This window comes from Acidobacteriota bacterium, assembly GCA_033549365.1.
Taxonomy (GTDB): Bacteria; Acidobacteriota; Aminicenantia; order Aminicenantales; family Saccharicenantaceae; genus JAWSUF01.
The window spans coordinates 364,837-386,908 of sequence record JAWSUF010000003.1; the positions used below are offsets into that span (position 1 = coordinate 364,837).

Here is a 22,072-nt window from a genome sequence, read left to right on the forward strand (position 1 = left end):
TCGAATGGAGTTTGTGATGACGCTGTTGCGAATCGTTCTCACGGCCGCGGTCGTTCTTGTTTTCACGTCGCCTGTTCCCCTCCCGGCTTCGGGGCAGAATGCGAACGGTCTTTTTGAGGCACCGCTTCTCATCACCTCGGCCGGACAGAGCCCGGACGTCCAACTGGCCGTCATCCTGGCCAAGCGGGCCGGGATCGACCATACTCTGTCCAAAGTCGCCGCGGCCGGCGACCTGGCCGGCGGCGCAAAAAGCCTGGCCGTTGTTGTCGGGGCCAGCCTGAAGGGCCTCGGAGCGGCGGGAATCGACACGGCCAAAGAGAAAGACAGGGTCAAAGACCTGCTGGCCGAGGCCGCAAAAAGAAACATCCCGGTTCTTGTCCTGCATCTCGGCGGAGAACAGCGCCGGGGCCAGCTCACCGACGAAATGATCGTCGAGGTTCTCCCCTCCGCAGCCTGGGCCCTTGTCCTCAAATCCGGAAACCACGACGGGCTGTTCACCCGGATATGTGAAGAAAACGACATCCCTCTGGTTGAGATCGAAAAGACGGCCGAAGGCGCCGAGCCGCTGAAGTCCGTCTTCAAACCGAAGGATTAGAGACCCGGGGAAAGTCCGCAGCGCGTGCTGGAAGCCTTCGTTTTCATTATCATGGCGGCCGTCTTCGTTCTGGCCGCGGCGGCGGTCCGGATTCCGATCGGTGCAAGCCTCTTTCTTGCGGCCGCGGCCGGTGCGCTCACTGGGGGACGGGGCCTTCCGGTCCGCCATCTCGTCGAAGGCGGCTTCGGCTTCTTCGACGTCATGCTCATCATTCTCTCGGCCGTCCTCTTCATGAAGGTCTTCCAGGCCTCGGGCGGTCTCGACAGCCTGGCTGCGTCGCTGCTGAAAACATTTTACCGGAGAAAGGCCCTCCTTCTGTTCACGTCGGCCCTTCTGGTCATGTTTCCCGGAATGATCACGGGCTCGTCGACGGCCGGCGTCCTGACCTCGGGTCCGCTTGTTGCGCCCGTGCTCATGAGACTGGGATTGCCGCGTCTCAAGACGGGGGCGTTCATCGCCATGACCGCCATTCTGGGGATGATCGCCCCGCCCATCAACATCCTGGTCATGATCATGGGCGGCGGCGTGGACATGCCGTATGTCGGCGTCACGATTCCGCTTCTTCTGATCGTCATCCCGCCGGCTGTGATCATTCCCCTGTGGATCGGGCTTCGGGATATCCGGGCCGTCGACGAGAAAGAGATGACGGCCATTCTGCCCCGGTCTTTTTTCCCGGAGTTCGGTTGGCGCCTTTATCTGCCGCTCGCCGTGGTCGTGGGTCTCATGCTGGGGCAGCGGCTCCTCGTCAAGATCATGCCGGACATCGGCATCCCGGGCATTTTCATGGTGGGAAGCCTTCTCGGCCTTGTCTGCGGGCGGCGGTTCAACCTGTGGGCGGCGGCCCGGAAGGCGGTCGATGAGGCCATGCCCATCCTGGCCATCCTGGCCGGAGTCGGCATGTTCATTCAGGTCATGACGCTGACCGGGGCCCGGGGCTGGATCGTCATGGCCCTGCTGTCTCTGCCGAGCGCGTTTCTCTATCCGGCGATCGCCCTGGGGCTCGCCGGATTCGGAGGCATCTCGTCCTACGGGGCGAGCTCCATTCTGGGCGTGCCCTTCATTCTGGCCATGATTGAAAAGAACGCCGTTCTGACGTCGACGGCCCTCTCGGCCGTGGCCGGATTGGGGGATCTCGTCCCGCCGACGGCCCTGGCCGGAATTTTCGCAGCCCAGGTCGTCGAGGAGGAGAATTACATGCGCATCCTCAAATACTGCCTTGTCCCGGCCCTCTTCATCATGGCCGCCGGTCTCGGCGTCCTCCTCCTGGCTCCTTATATTGATAAGGTGATATGACCTGATTCCATCATGAACATGCTTATGGAATTTGTATATCGGGTGATCGTCCTCTTCTTCGCCCTTCACGTCGGCCTCTATCTTTTTCGCGAAAAAAAATTCTGGAACCAGGCGGGCGCCGTTATTGTGCTCGTTCTTTTCACGCTCCGCCTGCTGTTGATCAAATAGGGAGACAACCGTGATTGGAGACTGGAAAGGCAACCGGTGGACGGCGGCGGGTCTTTTTGCGCTCGGGCTGACCGCGGCCATCGTCTCGGCGGCGGCCTTCCGAAGCATGAAAAACGTCGAGCCGATCCATCCCGCCCCGGGATTGACGCGGCAAGCGAGACTCAGCGATTACTTCGCGGGCCTTCGGGGAACGGCGGGTGACACCGATGTTTTTATTTTCGAAGGAGAAGAGCCGGGCGGCGCCGTTTTGATTGCCGGCGGCGTCCACGCCAATGAGCCGGCCGGATTCGTCGCTTCGGTGCTGATCGCCGAGAATCTCAGTGTGACGTCCGGCAAGGTTGTCGTCATTCCCCGGGCCAACGCCAGCGCGTTTACCTGCAGCGATCCCCAGGAAGGTTATCCTCAGAGATTCGACATCGAGGTCCCGGGCGGACGCCGCACTTTCCGTCTGGGCTCGCGTTTGACCAACCCCGTCCACCAGTGGCCCGACCCCACACTCTATGAGAATCCGGCCGGGCAGATGCTCTCTGGCGCCGAGGTCCGAAACCTCAACCGGTCCTTTCCCGGCCGTGCCGCCGGAACCCTGACCGAAAAAATCGCCTTCGGGATCATGGAGCTCATTCGCAGGGAAGAGATCGACATCGGCATCGATCTTCATGAGTCGTCGCCCGAATACCCGGTCATCAATGCCATCGTCTTTCACGAAGACAGCGCCGATGTCGCCGCCCTGGCCCAGATGAATCTCCAATTCGAAGGTCTGGATTTGCGCCTCGAAGCCTCGCCGCCCAATCTGCGCGGCCTGAGCCACCGCGAATGGGGCGATGCGGCCGGAATTCGGGCTGTCCTTCTCGAGACTCCCAATCCCGTCCAGGGACGGCTCAAAGGGCGGACGGATGAAGCGCTTGTCGTCGAGGGAAAGGACAAGTTCTACCTGAAAGCCGCATCGCTCGGACGCCTTTTTACGCCCTATGACGAGGGCGGAGTTCCCATGAGCGTCCGCGTCGCCCGCCATCTGGCCGGCGTCCGGGCCCTCCTCGAAAGCCTGGCCGAGACGGACCCTGATAAAACCGTCGAATTCGCCGGTCTTCCGGATTGGACCGAAGTCCTCGAGCGCGGCGCCGGCGCCTTTCTCCTATTTCCAATGAAATAAGACGGCCGCACCGAGCAGGGCAAACCCGGTCAGAAACAGCACGACCTGCAGGCGCCAGACGACCTTGAGCCATTTTTCGAAGGGGATGCCGCCGCTTGTGAGGACGGTCATGGTGATGGCCGAGGTCGGAACGATCATGTTCGAGAAACCGTCGCCGAACTGGTAGGCCAGAACGGCGACCTGGCGCGAAATCCCCGTCAAATCGGCCAGAGGCACCATGACCGGCATGGTCAAAGCGGCTTTGGCGCTTCCCGAGGGGATGAAAAAGTTGATGAGACTCTGGACGATGAACATGCCGTTGGCCGAAATCGCCGGGTGAGCGCCCTGGACGGCGGAGGCCATGGCCTGGAGAATGGAGTCGATGATCCGGCCGTCCTGGGCGATGTAGAGGATGCCCCGGGCCAGAACGATGATCAGGACCGTCCCCACAAGATCCTTCGCCCCCTGAATGAAAGCGTCCGTGAACTCGTCGATCCGCAGCCCGCCGACGACCCCCGCCGCAAGCCCGATGCCCAGGAAGACGGCCGTGATCTTGTCGATATACCAGCCGTATTCGAGGACGCCGAAGATCATGACGCCGAGGCCCAGAAGAAGCGTCAGGCCGACCAGCTTGTGCCGGAGGTTCGTCTTTTCCCCGGCTTCGGCCGGGTCGAGTTTCAGCCCGGCCCGCTTTTCCCGGTCGGCCTCGTAAGTGATGCTTCGCTTGGGGTCGGCCTTGATTTTGCGGGCGTAGCGGGCCACGAACCAGGTGCAGACCGCGGTGACGACGACCCAGCAGACGATGCGATAGACGAACCCGGAAAAGAGCGGCAGTTCGGCGATGCCCTGGGCGATGCCCACGGTGAAGGGGTTCATGAAAGCGCCCGCGAAACCGGCCCCGGCCCCGATGAAGGGGATCATGACGCCGGTCACGCTGTCGTAACCGAGGGACAGCGCCAGGGGGATGAAGAGCAGAACGAAGGGAATGACTTCCTCGCTCATGCCGAACGTCGCGCCGGCGATGGAAAAGAGAACCATGAAGACGGGGATGAAGAGCTTTTCGACAAGAGGGTGGCGGCGATAGGCTCCGGCCGCCGACCGGATGAGCGCCTCGACCGCCCCGGTTTTCGTCATCACGGAAAACACCCCGCCGACGATGAGCACGAACCCGACGATCAGCGCCACGGACGGGTCGGCGAAACCCCGGACCGGGGCGATAAGGACGGCAAACGGCCCCTGAGGCTTGGCCGGGACCCTCTGGAACGAATCGGCTTTGACGACCTCGCGTCCGTCGACGACCTGGCGCTCATAGACGCCGCCGGGAACAACCCAGGTCAGAACGGCCACGAAAACGATGATGGCGAAGACCAGGGCGTAGGTGTTCAGGGTCCGGCGGGCTTTTGTCATTTTATTTTTCGAACCGGGAGACGACATGCGGGATGTCTTTCTCCCGCAGCATCTGGTTCAAAGCTCCGAGATCGTCCTCGACGATATTTTTGAAATCCGCTTCCCGCTCGGCCAGTTGGCTTTTCATTTGGGCGTGGACTTCGATCTGCTGGGTCGTTGGCGGAAAATCGCCGGCGGCTACATGGCGGGCCAGAAAGCCGAGTTTGGCATAGAACTTGTCGGGCCAGCGCAGGCTGTCGCCTGAGCCTGTGAGCCCCACGGGGAAGAAAAAGTCCTCGAAGTCGATGATCTTTTTGTCCAGGGCGCGGGCGGCCGCGAGAATCGGTTCGCTTTCGGGATGATCCTTCAGGACGAGGGCGAGATCGGCGAGCTGCTTGCGGATGAGTTCGGCCCGATTGATCAGGGAGGCCGAGGTGTTGGTCATGGCGTGTATGTCGAGAAGAAGTCCGGTTGCGGCCCGGACGTCAGCCTCGCTTCCCGCGGTATTGGGATCCTTTCGGACAACCAGGGTTTGTGTCATTTCCCTGTCGGCCACCGTAAGCTTGACGGTGTAGGTTCCCGGTTCGACAAGCGGGCCTCGCTGGAAACGGCCCAGGGGAAAACGCCGCCAACCTTTTTCTCCCACGCCGGCATGCTCGTGGCCGACGGCCGGCGTCCACAGCCGGATCTCATCCGTGCGGTCCCAGCGCAAATCCCACCAGATCCGGTTGATCCCGGCGCTCTTGGGCACGCTGAAACGTTCCGCCGGCCGCCCGCCGTCATCCGCCCCCTCTTCGGGAACTTCGGTCTTCAGGGTCCGGACCACGCGCCCTTCGGCATTCAGGATGGTGATGACGACCTCCCCTTCGGGCTCGGCCTTCAGTTGATAATTGAGGGAGGCCCCGTAGGGAGGGTTCCGGCCGAAACTGGGATCGTTCGGCGCTCCCGTGGGCGCGGCCACGCTCTGGAAGCGGTAGGCCGGCCGCGGGGCGAAAAGGTGGACGTCCGATCCGGCGACCTCCGCCGTCCGCTGTTGAAGCGGCGTGATGTCGTCCAGGATCCAGAATCCCCGGCCGTAAGTGGCCGCGACGAGGTCGTTGAAGTGGCTCTGGATCTCCAGCCAGTGGATGGGGGCATGGGGGAGATTCGACTGAAGAGGCAACCAGCGCCCGCCGTCGTCGAAGGAGACATAGAGGGCGTTTTCGACGCCGAGGTAGAGAAGCCCTTCCCGAACCGGATCTTCCCGCACGCAGTGGGCGTAGCTCAGGTGGGTCCGGGGAATATTCGAACTGATGTTTTTCCAGGACTTTCCGTAATCGGCGGTTTTATAGACGTAGGGATTTCTGTCGTTGACCTGATGAAGGTCGAAGGTGACATAGCAGGTCCCCTGACTGTGGCGGGAGGGTTCGATGTTGCTGACGGTCCCCCAGGGGGGTAGGTTGGGGATGTTCTTCGTCAGGTTGGTCCAGGTCTTTCCGCCGTCGCGCGTCACGTGAAGCAGGCCGTCGTTCGTTCCGGCCCAGATCTCGCCGTCGGAAAGCGGCGACTCGGCGATGGCAAAGAGCGTGCAGGTATAGAGGGGGCTTGCGTCGTCGACCGTGATGCCGCCCGTGATTTGCATTTTTTCGGGATCGTTCGTGCTGAGGTCGGGGCTGATGACCCGCCAACTGTGGCCGCCGTCCGTCGTCTGATGGACGAACTGGCTGCCGACGTAGACCCGGTTGTGGTCGTGGGGCGAAATCGCGATCGGAAACGTCCACTGAAAACGGTATTTGACGTCTTCGGCCGCCCAACCCTGGATACTTTCGGGCCGGACGCTGACGGCGCGGCTCTGCATCGTCCGGAGGTCGAAGCGGTCGAGCATGCCGTCGTAATTTCCGGACCAGATGATGTTGTTGTCCACCGGGTCGACCATGGCGTGGCCGGATTCGAATCCGCCCACCGGATGCCACAGCCCCCGCGGAATGGTCCCGCCCGTCCGGCTGTTGCTCGGCACGCGGTAGGAGGTTCCGTCCTGGCGGTTGCCGTAGACATAGTAGGGGATCCGGTTGTCCGTCGTGCCGTGGTACATCTGGGCGATGGGCAGTTCGATGCCGCGCCAGGTTTTGCCCCGGTTCGTGCTGAGCGCGATGCCCTGATCGTTGCCGACGATCATGCGGTCGGGGTCGGCCGGATCGATCCACATGTCGTGGTGGTCGCCGCCCCAGACGCTGAAGCGCTGGATGGTTTTGCCGCCGTCCTTGGTCATGTGGAAACCGGTCGCCGGGAAATAGACCTCGTCGGCGTTCGACGGCGAGACGATGAGACGCGTGTAGTAGAGCGGCCGGTTGAGGAGAGCGTGGTCGCGGTTGACGTGGGTCCAGCTCGCTCCCCCGTTGTCCGAACGCCAGAGGCCCTCGTCCGCGGTTTCGATGAGGGCGTAGATGCGTTCCGAATCGCTCGGGGAGACGGCCAGGGCGACCTTGCCGATTTCGGTCGACGGCAGGCCGCGTCCCTGGAGCTTTTGCCAGGTCGTTCCGCCGTCCCGGGAGACGTGCAGGCCGCCGCCCGGACCGCCGCTCCAGCGGCCCCAGGTTCGGATGAACATCGGCCACATCCCGGCGAAGAGAATCCGTGGATTGTTGGGGTCCATGGCGATGTCCGAGCAGCCCGTGTTTTCGTCGACGAAGAGCACCTGCTCCCAACTTTTTCCGCTGTCCGTCGTTCGGAAAACGCCGCGGTCCTGCTGGGGACCGTAGCAATGCCCCATGGCCGCGGCGAAGACGACGTCGGGATTCCGGGGATCGATGAGGACGCGGCCGATCCGGCCGGTGTTTTCGAGACCCATGCGGGTCCAGGTCTTTCCGGCGTCCTCGGACTTGTAGATGCCGTCGCCTTGCGAGACGTTGCTCCGGATGAAGGTTTCCCCGGTTCCCGCCCAGACGATGTTGGGATCGGATGGGGCGACGGCCAGCGCTCCGACCGAAGAGACCGGCTGGGCGTCGAAGATGGGGTTCCAGGTTGCGCCGCCGTCCGTGGTCTTGAAAATGCCTCCCGAGGCCGCTCCGATATAGTAAACGGAGGGATCGCCCGGGATGCCTGCGACGGCGATCACGCGGTTTCCGACCGGTCCGATATGCCGGTATTTGAGCCGGCCGAAGAGATCGGGTTCGGCGGGCGCTGAGGGTTTGGACTGGGATCGGCCTCCGGCGGGCAGAATGAGGGTCAGGCAGAGGAGGATTCCGGCGGCGAGGATTTTTCGGCTGGCGGTTGTCATGGGTCTCCCTTCATGGATGTTTTCCGGCGTCGCATGTCGGGATGCGGCGCTATTTTGAATCGGGCGGTTTGAAGCGGACCTTGAACAGTTCGGGATCGAGGCGGTATTCGTCCAGGGCCTCGGCCGCGGCCGGAGAGACGGCCGCGATGAGCGGACCGATCGCCGCCCGCTCGTCTTCGGTGATCTTCAACTTGGAGACGACTTTGACCTCGACGTCTGTTTTCAGGAACCGGTGAAGGTAGGGAAGACGGAACATGAAATCGATCATGCGGGGGTTCGGATCGAGAAGCTCGATGTCCGGGACCCCGGCCTCGGCGAAGGCCGCGGCGAAGGTCTCGCGGGCATAACCGTAATGGGTGCAGTTGAAGCTTCCGAAGATCGGGCGGCTCGAGTCGCCGGCCTTTTCCAGGGCTTCGCCGACGAACTGCCGGATCAAGGCCGAGGTTTCCTCGCTCTCCGGCCCGCGCTCGATGGCCCCGGCCAGAAGGTGGCAGGCCTGGCCGACGATGCGTCCGGCCGGAATGCCGCGCGCGACCAGCCGGTTTTTATGAGCTTCCGAAGCGATGGTCGTCCGGGTGGCGAAGACGACGGCCATCGCCTCGGGGGTTTTTTCGAATTGATCGGCGATGAGATCCACGCCCGCCTCGAGAATGCCGACGACGGGAAACGGCGCCCGGCGGGAAAACTTCGTGTTTTCGTAGACGACCGACAGGGTGTTGCAGGCGATGAGCAGGAGATCGGGACGATAGCGCTTGTCCATGGCCTTGAGGACGGCGTCGAAAATCCGGGCTTTCTCCGCTTCGGATTCGAGGCCGTTGTAGCCGATATCGTGAAAGAGGGCGTTGTAGAAAACGATGCGGGCCCGGCGGAAAATTCCGCTTTCGGGAAGCCGGGCGGCCAGTTCGGCCGCGACGGACAGCCCGCCCAGGCCGGAGTCGGTGACGACGATGACGACGTCCTCCCTGTTTTGAAGGACATCCTCAATCATGGCCTCCCGGCTCGGGGCCGGAGCGCCGCAGGCCGCCGCAAAAAGGGCGGTCAGGACGACCGCAACAATCCATCCCGGGACGAATCGTTTTTTCATGTCAACCTCTTTTCCGCTTCAGGTATCGCCTACCGCCGCGCCGGCCGCTTCCGTCGTTTTCGCCGGATCCCATCATGTTGAAGAGAGTCCCGGCATTCAATACCCGACCGCGACGCCGTCGCGCCGCGAGTCGGCGCCTCCATGGAGCTTTCGGCTCTTTGGGTCGATCCGAATGCCCTGAGCGCCCCCGAAATAGGCATCGAAATCCGGATAAACCCGGATCGTGTGCCCCCAGGACCGGAGCGTTTCGATGACATCCTCCGCGATTCGGCCCTCGACGGACAGGGTCCGGCCCGCGGCATGGATCCGGGGCGCCTCGATGGCCTCGTCCAGGCCCATGCCGAAATCGACGATGTTGACGATGATCTGAGCGAGGGCCGAGATGATCCTCAGGGCGCCCGGCGACCCGAGGACCAGCAACGGTTGTCCGTCCTTGAAAACCAGCGTCGGCGCAATGCTGCTGGCCGGCCGCCGGCCCGGACCGATGGCGTTCGTTCCGCCCGGCTGCGCATCGAAATCGGCCATGTGGTTGTTGAGCAGGATCCCCGTTCCCGAGACCACGACGCCTGAACCGAAAAAGGAGTTGATGCTCTGGGTCAGGGCGACGGCGTTGCCGCGGCCGTCGACGACCGAAAGGTGGGACGTGTTTTCGCTTTCGAGTCCGACGGATTCGAGAGACCGATGGTCGAAACGGGCTTCGCCCTCCCGGATTTTTCTTCGAACGGCCTCGGCGTACGCCTTATTCGTCAAAACGTCGATGGGGAAAGCATGGAAATCCGGATCCCCGGAATGGGCCGCCTTGTCGGCGAAGGCCGGTTTCATGGCTTCGGCCAGGACATGGAGATAGGGGGCCGTGCCGAAACCCAGAGTCGCGATGTCGAAACCTTCCAGGATATTGAGGATCTGGATGAGATGGGTGCCGCCGCCCGAAGGCGGAGCTGCGGAGACAATCTCAAAGCCGCGATAGGATCCCAGAACGGGTCGGCGGATGCGAGCTTGGTAGGCCTTGAGGTCGTCGAGATCGAGGATACCTCCCAGAGCGGCGATTTCAGCGGCCATGGCGATTGCGATTTCCCCTTCATAGAAGGGGGTGGGTCCCTCCGCGGCGATTTGTTCCAGGGTCAAGGCCAGATCTTCGTTTTTTAGAATATCCCCGGGTTCGGGAGGCAGACCATCGGGCAGGAATAAGGCTTCCGCCGCGGGGAAAGCCATGATTTTTTCGATCTCGTCGACGATGACAGCCTGAAGATTGGAGCTGACGGTGAAGCCCTCGCGGGCCAGGCGGATCGCGGGTTCGAGAACTTCGGCCAGGCTCATCGTGCCGTAGTTTTCGAGGGCCAGGGCCGCTCCGGCGACGAGACCCGGAACGCCCGCGCCGTCCGGACCCCGGGATGTCCGGGTGTCGAAATCCCGCTCCGGATCGTAATAATATTCCGGCGTCGCCCGCCGGGGTGCGGTTTCCCGGTAATCGATCATGACCGCCTCCGGCGTATCCGCCGTCTTGATGATCATGAAGCCGCCGCCGCCGATTCCGGAAGCATGGGGTTCGGCGATGGACAGGGCGAAGGCCGCGGCCACGGCGGCGTCGACGGCGTTTCCGCCTTTTTTCAGGATCTCGAGTCCGGCGGCCGATGCGGCGGGGTGGGCGGAGGCGACCATGGCCGTTTCGGCGACGGCATCGCCGGGCCCGGCCGGCTGTTCACCGGAGCAGGAAAAAGCGGACAGGACGAGAATCGCGATCGGAACGGCTGTGAATCGGCCCGCTGCGGTTTTCGCGAAATCCATGAAGAGAAGATATCACCTCGCCGGAACGGCTGTCAACGCCGCCGGTCTTGAAACGGCCTTTACGGAACGGGATCACGTCTTCCAGAACCCCGGAGTGAAGACGACGAGACAAATATAGATTTCCAGCCGGCCCAAAAGCATGCAGACGATCAGACCCATTTTGGCCGCGGCCGGAAAGAGAGCATAAGTTTCCGAAGGTCCGGCTCCGGACATGCCCGGGCCGACCCCCCCGAGGCAGGCGATGACTGCGGACACGGCGGTCAGGATGTCCTGGGAAAAGAAGCCGACGAAGACCGAGGCGACGCACAACACGAAAAAGTAAAGGAAGATATAAAAGGCTGCGCGGCCGGCGCTGTCATTATCGATGACGCGGCCGTCGAGCTTAATGGCCTGAACCCGGGCCGGGTGCAGCATGTTCCCGAAACGCCGGGCGATCAATTTTCCGGCCACGACGAATCGCACGCTTTTCACGGCGCCGGAAGTCGATCCCGCACAACCGCCGATGATCATCAAGGTCAGCAATGTCAGCTTGACGGCATCGGGCCAGACATCGTAATCCGCCGTAGTGAATCCCGTTGTCGAAAACAGAGAGACCGTCTGAAAAACCGCATTCCGAATGCCCGTCATAAGGCCGGTTTCCGTCTTTTGAACAATAAAAATTGAAGCCAGCGCGGCCGATGCGGCGCCGAGCAAGACAAAAAACCGGACTTCCTGGCTTCTCAAGTAGCTGAGAACATCTCCACGCAAGGCGCGGAAATGGATGACGAAGCTGACGGCGGAGATGAACATGAAAAAGGCGATCACCCACTCCACGGCTGGGTTGTGAAACGCCGCGATGCTCTCGCTGCGCGTGGAGAATCCTCCCGTAGCAATTGTGCCGAAAGCATGACAGACCGCGTCGAACCAGGAGAGACCGCAGACCCGGAGAGCCGCCGCGCAAAGGACATTGAAAAGAAGATAGATGCCCACCATGATCCGGGCTGTATCCGCAATGCGGGCCGTGATCTTTTCGGAAATGGGCCCGGTTGACTCCGTTCGATAGAGCTGCATCGCCCCGGTGCCGACAAAGGGCAAAACGGCGATGAACATGACCAGAATTCCCACTCCGCCGAGGAAATGAGTCAGGGACCGCCAGAAGAGCAGGGCGCGGGGAAGCGACTCGAGGTTGGACAGCACGGACGCCCCGGTCGTTGTGATGCCGGATACGCTTTCGAATAGGGCCGACATCGGGTCCCGGCAAATCCCGAGAACGAGATACGGCAGGGCGCCGATGATTCCGGTGAAAATCCATGTCGAGAGAACCAGGAGGATGGCTTCCCGGATGCGGATTTCGAGTCCCCTGGGCGATGCCTGCCAGGAAATCCATGATGCCAGAAAGCAAACGCCCCCCATTAAAAAAAACGCCAGAAAGGTCCGCGGTGCATCGTGATGAAGAAAGCCGACGCCCCCGCTGAGCAGGAACGCCGCGCCCAGCAAGATGCCGACAAACGAAAGGGATTGAATGATGCTTTTCAAAGGAACGACTCGGGATCAGAAAGATCAATATGACATGAATATTGATATGAACTCCAATGCGCCGATGAGGAAGTATAGACCTGCCTATTCGACAAAGTCAAATCAATATCCAATGAACCGCTTGATTTTACCATGAATTGATATTTAAAATATCAGCGCGTCCCGGACTCCAAGTCCGCCTGGCGGTTCTAAGGGGATCCGAAATAAATACGAAAAGCAAAGAAAGGAGGCGCATGATGTCAAAATGGACGGTTCGATTGTCGGCTCTGGTTTCGGCTTTGGTCGGTTTCGGTCTTTTCCTTCCGGCCCAGGTCAATTTGGAGGGTGAACCCGCTTCGCGTTTCCCCCTTCCAACGGTCGCTTCGCTCCCGGCCTCCCTTTCTCCCGCGGGGATTGAACCCCGCCCTGCGACCAATGGGGCATACCCCTTTGGATCCCCCGACTCCCGGCTCCCCGCAGCCAGCCGCGGGGCTTGTCCGCCGGGAGTTACGACGGCCGATTATGAAAAAGCCCTGACTCTCCGATGAGCGACCCCTATCCTGGGGCGGCCTCCGGGCCGGTGAGGACCCCTACTTCATTCATGCCTGCCGGGTCAACTTCGACGGCACGGGGATGACCGTGTTGACCGAAAGCGGCGCCAACCACTCCGTCCGGTTTTCTCCGGACATGACTTATTATCTCGACACCTGGTCGCGGGTCGATCTTCCCCCGGTCACGGAATTGCGGCGCACGGCATGGGCGGCTCCTACGGAACGCGGAAGATGATGGACTTCTTCGTCCGCCACCTGCACGGCATGGAACCGCCGGCCTGGAACGCGCTGGGCGGGCCGTCTCTCTAGAAATTTGCGATAACCGGTCCAAGCCCCGCGTCCGCAAGCATCGTGTTGAAGGCCGGGATCGTCGTGTTGATCAGCGCGTTAAAAGCCGCCCGTCCGTCCGCGAAACGCTTCTTCAGGATCTCGTAAACTTCCAGCTGCTGGCTCGTCGGACCGAAATCCTCCGTATTCCGGATGTCGCCCGCGCCCAAACCGACCTCGCCGATAAACCAGACAAGTTTCTGGTAGAGGGCCATTTCTTCGCGATAGGACTTCGGGTCGGAAGCCAGCATCTGGTCCTCGAGGAACAAGCGCTCAACATCCCTCAGCCGCCCATGAGTTTCCGTCAGGGCGTCGAGATAAATCCGGCCGCCTTTCGCCTGGGACAGGACCTTTCGGAGGTCCTCCATTTGTCGACCGGCCCATTCGATTCGGTTGATGATGGAGACAACCTCGTTCAGATCCTGGAGGGCCGCGGCCCAGAGATGAGTCATCGCCCGGATGTCATCGACCGTGCCTTGGGTGTTCGGATCCTTGAGGACCTCGAGCGTCCGCTCGTGGGATTTTCCGGCCACGGTCAACCTGACCGTGTAGAGGCCTGGCGGCGCCAGGATCCCGGAGAGAGGCTGCTGGATTCCCCAGTGACTGACGGGCCTCGTATCTCGGCCTCGGAACCTCTTCTCTTCCCAGACGCGGGGATGATAATCGGGAGTCGTCCGAAGCTCGATCTGGGCGACGGCTTCGCCCCGAAGATTCCAGTTGATTCGGTTCAATCCCCTGCGGGCCGGAGACCGAAGCGTGCGGAATTTCGTCCCTCTTTCATCGAAGATCTCAATCCGCGCGCCGCCGCCGGCGTCTTCATCAAGGAAAAAATTCAAACTGGCCCCGTAGGGACCGCCTCGCCCGATACTGGGGTCGCCTGGGAAGCTGACGACCCGCTCCCTGGGCTTAAACCGCCAGGCGGGTCTGGGTTTGAGGAATCCGGCGCCTTTGCCGTATTCGCGGAGCGGGGAGATGTCGTCCATAATCCAGATGCCCCGGCCGTTTGTTCCGACAACAAGGTCGCCGAAGCGCTCCTGGACGGCGATCCAGGTGATGCAGGCTTGGGGGAGGTTGGCCTGGAGAGGGAGCCACGATGCCCCGTCGTCGATCGAGAAATAGATGGCGTTGGCCGTGCCGGCGAAAAGCAGGCCCTTGCGGACGGGGTCCTCCTTGATGGCGCTCGTGTAGCTCAGCGGTGACCGCGGGATGCCGGCATCGATCCGCGTCCAGGTCTTGCCGAAGTCCAAGGTCTTGAAGAGGTAGGGGTCTCGGATGTTTTCCTGGTGTCCATCAACGGCGATGTAGCAGCGACCCGCATCGAAACGGGAGGGATCGATCATGCTGACCGTGCCCCAATGGGGCATGGCTGAGGGCGTGACGTTCGTCCAGGTCTTGCCGAAGTCGCGGCTGACATGGATCAGACCGTCGTTCGAACCCACCCAGATCAACCCTTCTTGGACAGGCGATTCGGCAATGGCAAAAAGCGTGCAGCCGTATTCAACGCCCAGGTTGTCCTTGCTCAAGCCTCCCGAGGACCCCTGTTTTGATTTGTCGTTCAGCGTCAAGTCCGGGCTGATGACGGACCAATTCCGGCCGCCGTCGGTCGTGAGGTGGACGTACTGGCTTCCGACATAAACCCGTTTGCTGTCGTGGGGCGATAGTGCGATCGGATGCGTCCAGTTCCATCGGTACTTGAGATTTTCCGCCGGTGAGTCGAGCGACTTGTCCGGCCAGGGATTGACGCTTCGGACAAGGCCCGTTCTCAGATTGTAGACCTCGACCGTCCCCGAATAGCAGGTCCCCCAGACGATGTCGGGATCGGCCGGGTCGGGATAGGAAAAACCTGACTCGCAGCCGCCCATGCTGATCCAGATCGGGGGTTCGGGTCCGTAGCCGGGATAGGCGGGCCCGCGCTTGGAGGTTGAATCCTGCATGTTGCTGTAGACAAAATAGGGGATGCGGTCGTCAACGGCTACGTGGTACATCTGACCGACGGGCAGGACGATCCGGCGCCATTGCCGGCCGCGCGTCGTGGTCATGCTGATGCCGCCGTCATGGCCGATCATCATCCGTTCAGGGTTTTTCGGGTCGGCCCACATATCATGGCAGTCGCCGCCGCCGCTGAAGTCGTCAATGGATTCGCCGCCATCATAGGTCACGTACATTCTGTTGCATGGGAAGTAAACCGTGTTGGGGTCATCCGGAGCAATGCACATTCGGGTGTAGTAGTGCGGTCGCTCGTTGATGCGCCGTTCATAACTTACGACGCGCCAGTTATGGCCGTGGTCGTCCGACCGCCAAAGCGTGCCGCGGTCGCCCGTCTCGATGAGGGCGTAGACCCGGTTCGAATCGGAGGGGGCGACCGCCACGTCGACTTTCCCCACATCGAACCCGGGAAGGCCCCGGCCCTGGATTTTCGTCCAGGTGTCGCCGCCGTCGCGGGAGACGTAGACGCCGCTTCCCGGCCCGCCGCTGAACTTGCCCCAGGTGTGGATCACGATGGACCACATTCCGGCGAAGATCGTCCGCGGGTTATTGGGATCGATGACCAGGCCCGACGCCCCCGTGTTCTCGTCGATGAAGAGAACGTGTTCCCAGGTTTTTCCGCCGTCCTTCGTCCTGAAAACACCGCGCTCTTTCTGGGGGCCGTAGCTGTGCCCGAGGGCGGCGGCGAAAACGGTATTCGGGTCATGGGGATCGACCGCAATGCGGCCGATCCGGCCGCTTTTCTCGAGCCCCATCCGGGTCCAGGTCAGTCCTGCATCGGTCGACTTGTAGATGCCGTCGCCGATGAGGACGTTCGAGCGGATGAAGGCCTCGCCCGTTCCCGCCCAGACCTGGTTTGAATCGGACGGGGCGATGGCCAGGGAGCCGATGGACTGCGAGGTCTGATCGTCGAAGACGGGTCGCCACTCTGTCCCCCCATCGATCGACTTCCAGACTCCTCCGGCACAGGCGCCGGCGTAATAAATGTTTGGATCGTTCGAGTCGAAGACAACGGCGCTGATGCGATTGCCGGGGGGGCCGACGAACCGCCAATCCAGAGCGGACAGATCCTCGGGGATGGTCCCGGACCGGGGCTGGAGCCGGGACCGCATGAAGCCGCTCCGACCGAACTGTTGGCCGGCGGCGATGAATGCGCCTGTGGCGACCAGAACGAAAACGCCAAGGATCAACAAAGAATTCCGCCGGAACTGCTCTCTTGAAAACATCATTTCTCCTTATTGTCACAATGGGGCCCCGGTCCAAATGCAGAGGCGGAAACCGACTCGTGAATGTCTTGCGGCTGCATCAATCCCGGATCCGTCCTTATTGGATCCGAGCCGGCTCCACACGCTGGTCCCGGGCCGCCGGGTCACTCACTTTCCGTTGACCGGAGTCATATCGTCGATGACATACATCCCCCGGCCGTGGGTGGCGATGACCATGACGTTGTCGCGGGGATGAATGATCAGGTCCCAGACATAGCAGGTGGGTAAATTGCCGCCCAGAACGTACCATGTTTTTCCGCCGTCGAGCGTGGCATAAACGCCGAGATCGGTTCCCGCGTACAGGATGTCTTGGTTCTTGGGGTCTTCCCGGATCACATTGACCGGTCCTCCGGGGATATTGCCGGAGATATCCACCCAGGTCTTTCCATAATCGACGGATTTGAAAATGTAATCGGTGAAATCGTCGGTCATCCGGCCGTTGAGCGTGACGTAGACCGTTCCCTTGTCATATTGGGAGGCGACGATTCTGGATACGGTTTTATAATCCGGCAATCCCCGTGTAATGTCCGTCCAGGCGCAGCCGCCGTTCAGAGTCACATGCATTTTTCCGTCGTCCGTCCCGGCATAGATGAGTCCGAATTGAAAGGGAGATTCCGAAATCTGCGTGATGCATTGATGGGGGATGGCGTATTGACCTTCTCCCATCCTGGCAGGATCCTGGTGGGACAAGTCCGGGCTGATTCGATCCCAGGTCTCCCCCATGTCCATGGACCGGAACAGATACTGCATTCCGTAATAGACGACCTTGTGATTATGCGGGGAGAGGATGACCGGAACCAGCCACTTGGTCCGCAACAGCGGCTCGCCCTCGACCTGCACGGGATTGACCCGATGACTGACCCACATGCCGTCGAGTCCGGGCGTGAATTCCGACCGGCTGAGCCGGTTGTTCTGGGTTTTTCCGGCCGAATAAATGATATGCGGATTTTCCGGATCGACGGCGATATGGGTTTCTTCTCCGCCGGGCGCGGTTTCCCACCGGGTGTTCAAACCCGGCTCTCCCCGCTTTCTGGGAAGCCCGTGGCTGATGTTGACCCGGAATGTCGGATGATCCTGCACGGAGCCGTACACGTTGAACGGCTTTTTCATGTCGTAGGAGACGTTGTAGAACGTGCCCAGATTCATGTTGTGGTGAAAATCCCTCCAGGTCGCCCCGCCGTCGTAGGAGATATTGATGCCGCCGTCATTGGCATTGATGAGATAATTGGAATCCTCGGGGCAAATCCAGAGCCCGTGGTGATCGCCGTGGAGACCCGGATAACTGAAGGAGCTGAATGTTTTTCCGCCGTCGGTTGATCGGGACATGCGGAGGGCCATAATGTAAATCGTATCTTCATCGTTGGGATCGACCCGGATCTGGCCGAACACCCAGCCGTAGGTTGCGCCCGCGCCTTCCAGGTCGGGGCTCACCTTCCTCCAGGATTCCCCTTTGTCGTCCGAACGGTAAACCTCCGGTCCGACAAGCACCCGGCCCGTTCTCAACCGGCCGTAGGCATCGCGTTCGCCCTCTTTCGGCAGGCGGCCGGGATTGTGGTTGTCGATATAGGCGTAGAGGACATTGGGATTACTTCGCGCGATATCGATGCCGATCCGACCCGTCAGTTTCATGTCCGGAAGCCCGTTGGTGAGATGTTTCCAGGTTTTTCCGCCGTCGGTCGTCTTGAACAAACCGTCACCGGGACCCGGGACCGGATCGGTCCAGGGGCGGCGGATCCGATTCCATGTCGAGGCGTAAAGTGTGTCCGGATTCAGGGGATCTATCGCCAGATCCCAGGCTCCAATACGTTCGCTGATGAAGAGAACTTTTTCCCAGGTCTCGCCGCCGTCCCGGGTTTTAAAGACGCCGCGTTCTTCGTTGTCGGTCCATTCATGACCGGACGCTGCGACATAGACGGTGTTGGAATCTCCCGGGTGGACGACAATTCGGCCGATGGTGTACGTATCGTCCAGGCCCATGTGTCGCCAGCTCTTGCCGGCATCCACGGACTTATAAATGCCGATTCCGGCCGTCGAGGACCGGAAAATATTGGCCTCTCCCGTTCCCACCCAGACAATGTCCGGATTCGATGGATCTACGGCGATATCCCCGATGGATCCGGTCGGAAGATCTTCCATGATCGGCTCCCAGGTGATGCCGGAATTGACGGTTTTCCAAACACCTCCGTGACTGGAACCCACATAGATGGTGTGGATTTGCCCCTTGGGAACGTCGATATCCGTGCATCGGCCGCTGATGATGTCCGGCCCGATATTCCGCCAGGTCATCTCCTTGAAGATGGATGCGTTCTTCATGGCCATGTGTTGTTTGAACCACACATGCCGCTGGGCCGGATCCGTCGGCCGACTCTCTTTCCGGGCGGGGGTCGATTCCGGCGAACCGATGAGAAGTCCCGCGAAAAGGCAAACGAAAAAAAACGCAAATGGGGTGAACTTGCCCCGTGAATGGAGGGGATCAAACATGACGTCTCCTTTATCCCTTTGAAAAAGCCCGGCGCGGCGGCCGGGCGGACTCGGATCAGCCGGCTTCCGCCGGCGTCAAGGATTTCCGCCGCGTTCGGGGTTTCGCCCGACCCGCGGGCCGGGCGAAACCCCGAACGCTTTGGAACAACAGGATGTTAGAACTGGAATCTCATTCCGAGCCGGACCGTTCTGGGGTTCAAAATTTCGTTGGCGAGGTAATTCGTGGGGTTATCCACCCATCGGTTGTTCGCGGGGTTTTCGTAGGCGTACAGGGTGCCGAGATACTTTTCGTAACGCCGGTTGATGACATCATTGTTCAACAGGTTGAAGATGTCGGCCATGACCCAGATTTTTCCGAAGTCGCCGGCCAGCAGCATCTTTTCCAGCCGGAAGTTCATGTTTGTATAAATGGGCAGGCGCAACTTGGCGAATTCTTCGATGTAAATGGTTACGGTTCGATCACGCGGATTCGGGGCGGTGTAGTCGACGATGTTGAAGTACTCGGGAATGATGAAGCCGTCCCGGGCCATGAAAGTCATGCTGGCATTGAATCCGTACGGCAGTTGCACGAGGCCGGACAGCTTGGCCATCCACCGCGCAAAGATGTATTGGCTGATTTTTCCGCTTGACCCTCCGATGTACGGCGAATAGGGACGCCCGTCAAGAGCCCAGTTGTTTGTGGGATTCAGATAGCCGCTTTCGCCGAAATTCTGGATCTGATTCTGAACGGAAAAGGAGCCGTTCATCATCCATCCGTGGGAGAGCCTTTTGGTGATCATGAAGTCCAGACCGTAGAATTGATCATAGGCATCATTGTTGCGGGTTCGATACGTGTAGGATGTCGCGCCCTGACTTCCGCTTAAGAGATAATACGGCCGGCCCGCCGCCGAGCCCGTGCTCCAGCCGCCCACGGAGTTCGGCACCGTTCCCACCTGGACATAGTCGTCCTTGCTCCGAACGTGTCCCGTGGCGGGATAATAGTCGAGCGTCCATAAGGCATGATCGAATTTTCTGTAGTGGGCCGTCACTGACGCGGAAAAATCTGCGCTGATCTCTCTTTCCAGGGTGAGCATCAGCTCTTGGGTTCTTGACGATCCCGCGTTCTTGTCCAGCTTGAGGGCGGATTCCGCTGTTTGGGAGGGATTCAGGGGATCGAACCCGCCCCACATGATGTTTTTGGTGTTGTTCCAATCGCCGATGAAGTTTCCGGCATCGTCAAAAACACGATAGGGTTGATAGGTGAGACTGTTGTGCCAATAGAGCTCGGTGTAGTCGGTTATCCCGTCATTGTTCTGGTCCAGCCACCAATAATAAATGTATCCCCCGGTTCCGAGGGGCGAGACATTGAATTGCCCCGTCCGCATGAAATCGCCGAACTTGCCGTAAGACAGCTTGGCGATGGTTCTCCTCTTGCCCGGGAGCTCGTAGGTGAGCCCTAAGCGGGGAGACAGGTTGTTCCAACGGTAATCGGGCCGTGTCTCCGGCACATCAAAAGGACTTAGGTACTTGCTGAGAACATCCGCCGTCCGCTGGGTGAAATTGTCCCTGAAGGAAGGATCTGCGGCTTGAGCGTTGGAATAAACGGAGAAGCTTTCGATATAGGGGGTTTGCAGGTCCCATCTCAATCCCAACATCACATTGAGTCGGCCTTTTGTGAGCGTATCGCTGATATAGAAGGAATAGGCGTCGACAGCGAAACGGGTATCGTTGTATCTTGCCGTCCGGACTTGATAGAGCCCGGGGACGATATCCGGAGATTGGTCTCCCGTGATGTCGAATGTGGGATTGTTGTAATTATGATAATAATGGGTGTAGCTTCTGCCCATGCTTTGATGCGACCGTCTGGAAACCTCTCCGCCGAACCTCATTTCATGGGCGAACCCCAGCAGGTCTTCGTTGAAATAATGGCCCAGGAGCGAAAGATCTTTTCTCGGCCGGTCGTGCAGGTAGTTGTATTGATATTGATCCCATTGGGCGTTGGCCACGTTGTATCGGCCGATCTTGGCGCTGTCCTCGTTGAACATGGCCCACATGCCGAATCCGCCCCCGACATAGACAAATTTGCCGGAAACAAACATGTTGTCTCCGAACATGTGCTCATCCTGGGCTTTCACGATCGGAACTCCGAAATAGTATCGGTCCTTCTGCCGAACACCCAAGGGGGTGGTCCAGGTGGCGCTTCGTCCCCATTTCTGCTTGGAGGCGATATTGGTGTAAAACTCAAAACGATTCTGGGGAAGAAGCTGCAGGTTGATCTTGGCGTTGTACCCGGACAGCAGGGTATCGTCTTTGGTCCCCAGGATGGTGAACATCTTGATGTCCTGGACGCCGTAAGACACCCAATACCAGGCCTTATCCTTGACGATCGGGCCGCCCATGTTGAAGCCGAAGTCCTTGATGTTCTCAATTCGGTTGGTGGCGCGGACGCCTTCGGCTCGAAGTTCATCCGTCAGATTCGCGGCCTGGAATCTTTCATCCGTCAAGTAGAATCGCCCTCCGAGAGACAGGCTTTGCCCGCCCCTCTTGGTGACCATGTTGATCGAGATCCCACCTGTTTGAGTGGTAACGTCCGAACCTCCGACTGTGATGTTCATCTCCTCGAAGGAATCGAAGTCGTAGTATATGGCGGAGTCGGCGGAGCTCACATCGGTGATGACGGCCCCGTCCATGGACCACTGGTTTTGGAGCGAGTCCCGGTTGCCGTGGGCGGTGAACTGCGCCTGGGAGCCGGATTCGGAACCGCCGATGTTCTCCCGGTCCATTTGCACGGCGGGCGCCATTTGAATGATGACCCAGGGGTCTCTTGCGCTCGGAAGCGATTGAAGGACTTCATTGGTCACAAATGATGCAACGGCGGTCTTTTTTGTATCGACGACCGATGTCGTTGCCGTGACCGTGATCTCTTCTTCGAGACTTCCCACCTCCATCACCAGGGTGACGCTGGCATTGGCGCCGACGTTGACGATGATCCCTTCTTCTGTTTTTGTCTGGAATCCCGTGAGTTCGGCTTTCAGAACATAATCCCTGGCCGGGGAGAGAGAGAGAAATCTGAATCGGCCCTCCGCGGATGTGACCGTGTCCATTGGAGCCGTCAGTCTTCCGGTCAGAGTTATGTTGACGCCCGGAAGACCCTGGCCTTGGGAATCGACGACCTGCCCGTAGATGTTTCCCGTTCGTTGCTGGGCAAAGAGGGAAACCCCGATGAGCAGCACGAAAATAAAAATTCCTGCCCTTTTCATTCGTTAGTCTCCTTTCCTTTCAGTGATTCCGCC

The 22,072-nt window shown here is 60.2% G+C and carries 12 protein-coding genes and 1 pseudogene; 5 read left to right on the plus strand and 8 right to left on the minus strand.

Annotated features, from left to right (window positions below):
• Positions 1–16: 16 nt before the first annotated feature.
• Genes SCM96_06880 through SCM96_06895 form a run of 4 tightly spaced genes read left to right on the plus strand, consistent with a single transcriptional unit; the run spans position 17 to position 3,206 of the window.
• On the plus strand, positions 17–595 hold the full coding sequence (locus SCM96_06880; GenBank protein MDW7760344.1) for a DUF6305 family protein: 579 nt from the start codon (positions 17–19) through the stop codon (positions 593–595).
• Between the two features lie 24 nt (positions 596–619).
• Positions 620–1,888: a TRAP transporter large permease subunit gene (locus SCM96_06885; GenBank protein MDW7760345.1), complete on the plus strand. Its 1,269-nt coding sequence runs from the start codon at positions 620–622 to the stop codon at positions 1,886–1,888.
• A gap of 24 nt (positions 1,889–1,912) precedes the next feature.
• A complete protein-coding gene (locus tag SCM96_06890) occupies positions 1,913–2,056 on the plus strand; it encodes a hypothetical protein (protein MDW7760346.1) in 144 nt (47 codons plus the stop codon).
• A gap of 10 nt (positions 2,057–2,066) precedes the next feature.
• On the plus strand, positions 2,067–3,206 hold the full coding sequence (locus SCM96_06895; protein MDW7760347.1) for a succinylglutamate desuccinylase: 1,140 nt from the start codon (positions 2,067–2,069) through the stop codon (positions 3,204–3,206).
• On the opposite strand, the gene SCM96_06900 is transcribed toward SCM96_06895, so the two are convergent.
• The 5 genes from SCM96_06900 to SCM96_06920 all read right to left on the minus strand — a co-directional run bounded on the left by SCM96_06900 (position 3,189) and on the right by SCM96_06920 (position 12,211).
• Entirely contained in the window at positions 3,189–4,592 is a 1,404-nt protein-coding gene (locus SCM96_06900) for a Na+/H+ antiporter NhaC family protein (protein ID MDW7760348.1), read from the minus strand. The two genes, SCM96_06895 and SCM96_06900, sit on opposite strands and share 18 nt — an antisense overlap.
• A gap of 1 nt (position 4,593) precedes the next feature.
• Entirely contained in the window at positions 4,594–7,827 is a 3,234-nt protein-coding gene (locus tag SCM96_06905) for a sialidase (protein MDW7760349.1), read from the minus strand.
• A gap of 49 nt (positions 7,828–7,876) precedes the next feature.
• Positions 7,877–8,911, minus strand: coding sequence for an aspartate/glutamate racemase family protein (locus SCM96_06910; GenBank protein ID MDW7760350.1), 1,035 nt, complete (start codon positions 8,909–8,911; stop codon positions 7,877–7,879).
• 96 nt (positions 8,912–9,007) lie between these two features.
• Positions 9,008–10,696, minus strand: a complete 1,689-nt coding sequence (ggt, locus tag SCM96_06915; GenBank protein ID MDW7760351.1) for a gamma-glutamyltransferase — start codon at positions 10,694–10,696, stop codon at positions 9,008–9,010.
• Between the two features lie 72 nt (positions 10,697–10,768).
• Entirely contained in the window at positions 10,769–12,211 is a 1,443-nt protein-coding gene (locus tag SCM96_06920; GenBank protein MDW7760352.1) for a TrkH family potassium uptake protein, read from the minus strand.
• 573 nt (positions 12,212–12,784) lie between these two features.
• Here SCM96_06920 and SCM96_06925 point away from each other — a divergent pair.
• Positions 12,785–12,976: pseudogene (locus SCM96_06925) on the plus strand (DPP IV N-terminal domain-containing protein).
• 70 nt (positions 12,977–13,046) lie between these two features.
• Here the strand turns inward: SCM96_06925 and SCM96_06930 are convergent.
• The 3 genes from SCM96_06930 to SCM96_06940 form a co-directional block, all read right to left on the minus strand.
• On the minus strand, positions 13,047–16,283 hold the full coding sequence (locus SCM96_06930; protein ID MDW7760353.1) for a sialidase: 3,237 nt from the start codon (positions 16,281–16,283) through the stop codon (positions 13,047–13,049).
• Between the two features lie 144 nt (positions 16,284–16,427).
• Entirely contained in the window at positions 16,428–18,800 is a 2,373-nt protein-coding gene (locus SCM96_06935; protein ID MDW7760354.1) for a hypothetical protein, read from the minus strand.
• Positions 18,801–18,955: 155 nt separating this feature from the next.
• Positions 18,956–22,039, minus strand: a complete 3,084-nt coding sequence (locus SCM96_06940; protein MDW7760355.1) for a carboxypeptidase-like regulatory domain-containing protein — start codon at positions 22,037–22,039, stop codon at positions 18,956–18,958.
• Positions 22,040–22,072: the final 33 nt, after the last annotated feature.

Excerpts from the sequence above, each read along its gene's own strand:
- SCM96_06905 (MDW7760349.1), bottom strand. The coding sequence starts at position 7,827 with ATGACAACCGCCAGCCGAAAAATCCTCGCCGCCGGAATCCTCCTCTGC.
- SCM96_06910 (MDW7760350.1), bottom strand. The coding sequence starts at position 8,911 with ATGAAAAAACGATTCGTCCCGGGATGGATTGTTGCGGTCGTCCTGACC.
- SCM96_06940 (MDW7760355.1), bottom strand. The coding sequence starts at position 22,039 with ATGAAAAGGGCAGGAATTTTTATTTTCGTGCTGCTCATCGGGGTTTCC.
- SCM96_06890 (MDW7760346.1), top strand. The coding sequence starts at position 1,913 with ATGGAATTTGTATATCGGGTGATCGTCCTCTTCTTCGCCCTTCACGTC.
- SCM96_06880 (MDW7760344.1), top strand. The coding sequence starts at position 17 with ATGACGCTGTTGCGAATCGTTCTCACGGCCGCGGTCGTTCTTGTTTTC.
- SCM96_06930 (MDW7760353.1), bottom strand. The coding sequence starts at position 16,283 with ATGATGTTTTCAAGAGAGCAGTTCCGGCGGAATTCTTTGTTGATCCTT.
- SCM96_06935 (MDW7760354.1), bottom strand. The coding sequence starts at position 18,800 with ATGTTTGATCCCCTCCATTCACGGGGCAAGTTCACCCCATTTGCGTTT.
- ggt (MDW7760351.1), bottom strand. The coding sequence starts at position 10,696 with ATGGATTTCGCGAAAACCGCAGCGGGCCGATTCACAGCCGTTCCGATC.
- SCM96_06900 (MDW7760348.1), bottom strand. The coding sequence starts at position 4,592 with ATGACAAAAGCCCGCCGGACCCTGAACACCTACGCCCTGGTCTTCGCC.